This window comes from Leptothrix toolikensis (SeqCode) (genome assembly GCF_057922285.1).
In genome coordinates this window covers 1-5,051 of sequence record NZ_JBYSVC010000119.1, presented here as the reverse complement: position 1 = coordinate 5,051, position 5,051 = coordinate 1, and the positions used below count along the sequence as shown (strand labels likewise).

The window sequence follows — 5,051 nt, the reverse complement described above, 5'->3', positions numbered from 1 at the left end:
GCGGTGGCTTCGGCCGGCACCTCAAGCGTGGCGGTCTTCAGCGCATAGATCGTGAAGATGTAATGGTGCGGCTTGTCGCCTTGGGGTGGGCAGGGGCCGCCATAGCCGGTCTTGCCGAAATCCGTCCGGCCTTGCTGGGTTGAACCCGGCAAGCGCATGCCGGTTTCAGTGCCCGCACCTTCGGCAAAACCACTGGCTTGCCCGGGGATGTTGTACGCCACCCAATGCCACCAGCCCGAGCCGGTGGGTGCGTCCGGGTCATAGACCGTGAGCGCAAAACTTTGGGTGTTGGCGGGCGCGCCGCTCCAACGCAGCGCGGGCGAGAGGTTGCCGCCCGAGCAGCCGAAACCAGAAAACACATGCTTGTCGGCGATGGTGCTGTCCGGGGCCACGCTGGGGCTGGTGAGGGTGAAATCTGCCGCAGTGGCGGTGCCGCAAGTCAGTGCAGCAGCACTCAGGGCCAGCCCGGCCGCGACGGTTCGAAACAAGGTCTTGGACATGGAGTTCTCCGGGTAAAGACGTGTGAAGGCGTGCATCTTGCCTTGCCTGTGCCGGTTTTGCTGAGGTGTGTCGGCTGGCAAAGGCTTTTGATCTTGGCGGGCTGCTCGTGTCACGATAGCGGTGTTCACCATGTTGAGGAGACCGCAATGAAATTCAGTCCCAGCCGATGCCTTCTGGGCGGCGTCTTTGCTTTGATGTTGACGGCCAGCCCGGCATGGGCCGCCTTGGATGTGGGTGCCCAAGCCCCCGACTTCCATGTGCCTGCCGCCTTCGCTGGCAAGACCTTGACCTTCTCGCTGGATAAAGCCCTCAAGAAGGGGCCGGTGGTGTTGTATTTCTACCCCGAAGCCTTCACCAACGGTTGCACCGCCGAGGCCCATGCCTTTGCCGAGTTACTGCCCAAGTTCAAGTCCATGGGGGCCACCGTGGTCGGCATGTCACGTGATGCGATGCCGGTGCTTAAGAAGTTCTCGGTTGAAGCCTGCAACAGCAAGTTCCCGGTCGCCTCCGACCCCGCCATGGACACCATCAAGAAGTACGACGCCGCGTTGTGGGAAGGTGCCAAAGCCGGACGCATCACCTACATCATCAGCCCGACCCACAAGGTGATCTACGCCTACGCCAGCGAAAGCCCCGACCAGCACGCCGAGTTCGCCTTGGCCGCGTTGGGCAAGTGGAAGGCTGAGACCAAGAAGTCGTCTGCATCCAAATGACGACGACGACGCCGCCGCCGCCGACACCGACGCCGCGCTAGCTAGGGCGTCACCGTCACATCGCGCATAAGGCGGCGTAGTTCGTTTTTGACCACGGCGTAGCACTCGCAGGCGCGAGTTTCTAGGCCACAGCGATTCAAGACGGTGATGTGCCCACGGCGGTAGCGAATAAAACCGAGCTGCTGCAATTTGCCAGCGGCGTCGGTGATGCTTTCACGGCGCACGCCCAAGATATTGGCGACCAACTCTTGGGTCATGACCAAGTCATCTGAGGGCAATCGGTCGAGGGTCAGCAAGAGCCAGCGGCTCAGTTGCTGCTCGATCGAGTGATGCCGATTGCACACCGCCGTCTGCGACATCTGGGTCATCAGGGCTTGGGTGTAGCGCAGCAACAGGGCTTGCATCAAGCCACCCCGGTTGAACTCTTGCTTGAGCAGATGGCGCTCCAGCCGGTAAGCGTGACCAGCGGTTTGCACCACGGCCGAGCTTGACGTGGTGTCCCCGCCCATGAACAGCGAGATGCCGACCAAGCCTTCATGGCCCACGCCAGCGGTCTCAGCCGAGGCCCCGGACTCGGTCACGTAGTGCAGCGAGACGATGGCGCTGGTGGGGAAATAGGCGTGCTGCAACTGCATGCCGGGCTCGTAGAGCATGTCACCCAGCCGCAAAGGAACCCATTCCAGGTGCTCGGCCAAACGGTCGAAGTCGGCCGTGGGGTGAAGGGCTGCGAGCAGCAGGTTTTGCTGCGGACTGTGGGGTTCTGAGAGCATCGTAGAGGGCCCGTTTAGGTCGCGTTCAAGACTTCAACCCCGATGCCCCGGTAGCCAATGAATCGGCTGGCTTGGTTGAACATGGGCTCGCCGCTGACCCGGAATAACTTGCGTGAACCGTCGCTGTGGATGCGGCTGAAGGAGAAGTCCAAGAAGGGTTGTCGGGCGGCAATCGTGGCGCGCATGACCTCGCGTTCGGCCTCGTTCCAGCCGCTCCATTGCGGACCGGCCTCCTCGCCGACCAAGGGATCAACGCAGATGCCGAGCATCTCCAACACAGGCCCAGAGACCTTGGTGAATTTGCCGTTTTCGTCTTGTTCCCAGTACCAATCGGAGGCCAACTCAGCCAAGCTGCGATAGCGCGCTTCGCTCTCACGCAGCTCGGCCGTGCGTTCCAGCACCGCTTGCTCCAGCACCTTGTTGTAGTTTTCGAGTCGGCGGTACAGCAGTCGCACTTCAAGCATGTTGTGGATGCGCGTCTTCACTTCAAGTAGATCGAAGGGCTTGCTGATGAAGTCTTTGGCCCCCGCTTGCAGCGCGCGCAGTTTGTGCCCCGGTTGGGCCGTGAGCACGATGACCGGCAAGTAGCCGCCATCCACATCTTGGGTCTTCAAGCAGGCCATCACCTGGAAGCCATCCATGCCGGGCATCTGCAAGTCGAGCAAGATCAGGTCGTAGCGGTGTTTGCGATGCAGGGTGCAAACCTCTAGCGGATCTGAAGTCGAGGCCACGCGGGTGTAGCCGGCTTGCCCCAGCAGTTGCTCCAGAAGATGCACGTTGGCAGCCTGATCATCCACGATCAAGATGTTGGCGTTAAGAATGTCTTGAGCACCGATCATCATCATGCGGAAACCTCTGCGCTTGTAGCGGGTGGTGGGGGTGGTGTGGCTGGGGAAGTGGCCCGGCGCGAGGCCAAGGTCAAGGCCGCATCGAGCGTGTCCATGAACTCGTTGACCTTGATCGGTTTTGTGAGATAGCGGAAAAAGCCCGCCGCCAAGCCTTTTTGGACATCGCGTTGCATGGCATTGGCACTCAGGGCAATCACCGGGATATGCGCTGTGGTCGGGTCATTGGCCAAGATGCGCAAGGCGGAGATCCCGTTGATGCCCGGCAGATGAAGATCCATCAAGATCACATCGGGCCGGAAGCTGCGCGCCATCTCGATCCCGAGGCTGCCGTTGTGCGCGCTCAGCAACCGGATGTCGCTGCGGCGCGCCAAGAGTTGCTCGACCAACATCAAATTGGCCGGGTTGTCCTCGACACACAAAAGCGTCCAACGTGGGGCCTCGACCAGCGACGTGGCCCCGGTGCCGGGTTCGGTGGCTGGGGTCGCATGGCTGGCAAGTTGGGGTGCGGGGGTGGCGTTCAGCTCAATCCAAAACATGCTGCCGACCCCGACGATGCTTTGCGCACCGATGGTGCCCCCCATCAATTCGACCAGTTGTTTGCTCACCACCAAGCCAATGCCGGTCCCTTCCTCGCCGCTGGCCTCTTGACCGAGCCGATTGAAGGGTTGAAACAGTTGGGGCAGGTTCTCGGCGGACAAACCCGCACCGCTGTCCCTAAAGCTGATCCGAATGCGCTCATCGGCGACGGCGTGGCACGTGACTTCGACCGTGCCGCCCGGGCGGTTGTACTTGATCGCGTTCGAGAGCAAGTTGATAAACACCTGCTTGACGCGTGTGCGGTCGGCTTTGACAAAGCAAGTGCCATCGCTGGGTGGAAAGCTGACGTGAATGCCTCTTTTTTGGGCTTGCGGCTCAATCATGGCTTGGCAATCGCTCAGCACGGCGGCCAGCGACATCGGCTCGGGCGAGATCGACAGCCGGCCTGATTCGATCAAGGCGATATCGAGAATCTCGTTGATCAGCTCCAGCAAATACCAACCCGCTTGAAGAATCTGATCGATGCTGGTTTTTTGGCTCGATGTGGGCGGGGGCGCGCTGGACTCCATCAATTGCGCAAAACCCAAAATCGCGTGCAGCGGGGTGCGCAACTCATGGCTCATGCTGGAGAGAAAATCGGATTTGGCCAAATTGGCTTTTTCAGCCACCGATTTGGCGCTTTCCAGCTCGGCGTTCTTCTCTTGGAGCGCTTGAGCAAGTCGGGCGCGTTCGGTCTCGATGCGCTGACGGGCGGTGACATCGCGCAAGATGCCAGTGAAATAACGCTGGCCGCCCAGCTGCATCTCGCTGACGGCCATCTCCATCGGAAAGGTGCTGCCGTCCTTGCGCAGCCCCAGCACCTCCCGACCCTTGCCCACCATGCGTTCTGCTTCGCTGGCACGGTAGTCATCAAAGGTGCCATGGAGGAGATGGGGCGGGTTACGGCCAAGCTCGGGAATCAGCAGGCTGAAGCGCTGGCCGATCAGCTCTTTGGCTTGATAGCCAAACATGCGTTCAGCGGCTGGATTGATGGTTTCGATCACGCCGTGGTGGGCCTGCAAGGTGATGATGCCGTCCACCACGGTGTTGAGAATGGTCTGGATCAGCGCCGAGCCGTCGCGCAAGGCCTGCTGTGCGGCGTAGTCCCTGGTGACGTCACGAAACACCAGCACCGCGCCGATCACCGCGTCATCGCGGTCGCGGATCGGCGCACAACTGTCCGCGATATCGCATTCACTGCCATCCAGCGCGATCAGCACCGTGTGGTTGGCCAAGCCTTGGACCGTGCCATGCGCCAAAGCGGCCATCACGGGGATGGTGACGGCCTGACGGCTGCCTTTGTTGATGATGTGGAAAACATCGCTCACCGAGCGCCCCAGTGCCTGCTGCTGGGTCCAGCCGGTGAGGTGTTCGGCCACAGGGTTCATCAGCGTGATGTGGGCGTTGGCATCGGTGGCAATCACTGCGTCACCGATCGAGTTGAGCGTGATCGCCAGCTTTTCCTCGCGGTCGCGCAAGGCCAAGTGGGCTTCCCGCCGCTCGGCCTCGGCTTGCTGGCGCGCCGTGTTGTCGGTGCCGATCAGCAAGTAGCCGATGATTTCGTTGTGATCATCGCGCAGCGCGGTGACCGACACCACGGCCGGGAAACGGCTGCCGTCCTTGCGGATGTAGGTCAGCTCGTA

General features: G+C 61.2%; 5 protein-coding genes. 1 reads left to right on the top strand and 4 read right to left on the bottom strand.

Features of this window, described 5'->3' with window-relative positions; all coding sequences use genetic code 11:
• A partial coding sequence (locus AC3VI7_RS12050; protein WP_489671570.1) for a YbhB/YbcL family Raf kinase inhibitor-like protein occupies window positions 1-500 on the bottom strand: 500 nt, incomplete at its 3' end.
• A 147-nt stretch (window positions 501-647) separates the two neighbouring features.
• Here AC3VI7_RS12050 and AC3VI7_RS12045 point away from each other — a divergent pair.
• The gene (locus AC3VI7_RS12045; RefSeq protein ID WP_489671320.1) at window positions 648-1,214 is read left to right on the top strand and encodes a peroxiredoxin; all 567 of its coding nucleotides are present in this window, start codon (window positions 648-650) and stop codon (window positions 1,212-1,214) included.
• Between the two features lie 41 nt (window positions 1,215-1,255).
• Here AC3VI7_RS12045 and AC3VI7_RS12040 read toward each other — a convergent pair whose 3' ends face one another.
• The 3 genes from AC3VI7_RS12040 to AC3VI7_RS12030 form a co-directional block, all read right to left on the bottom strand.
• On the bottom strand, window positions 1,256-1,984 hold the full coding sequence (locus tag AC3VI7_RS12040) for a Crp/Fnr family transcriptional regulator (protein ID WP_489671321.1): 729 nt from the start codon (window positions 1,982-1,984) through the stop codon (window positions 1,256-1,258).
• Window positions 1,985-1,998: 14 nt separating this feature from the next.
• A complete protein-coding gene (locus tag AC3VI7_RS12035) occupies window positions 1,999-2,823 on the bottom strand; it encodes a response regulator (RefSeq protein WP_489671325.1) in 825 nt (274 codons plus the stop codon).
• Between the two features lie 2 nt (window positions 2,824-2,825).
• The coding region (locus AC3VI7_RS12030; protein WP_489671569.1) for a PAS domain S-box protein at window positions 2,826-5,051 on the bottom strand (2,226 nt) is incomplete at its 5' end.

What these genes read in the sequence shown, in the direction of transcription:
- AC3VI7_RS12045 (WP_489671320.1), top strand. Translation starts at nt 648, where the DNA reads ATGAAATTCAGTCCCAGCCGATGCCTTCTGGGCGGCGTCTTTGCTTTG.
- AC3VI7_RS12040 (WP_489671321.1), bottom strand. Translation starts at nt 1,984, where the DNA reads ATGCTCTCAGAACCCCACAGTCCGCAGCAAAACCTGCTGCTCGCAGCC.
- AC3VI7_RS12035 (WP_489671325.1), bottom strand. Translation starts at nt 2,823, where the DNA reads ATGATCGGTGCTCAAGACATTCTTAACGCCAACATCTTGATCGTGGAT.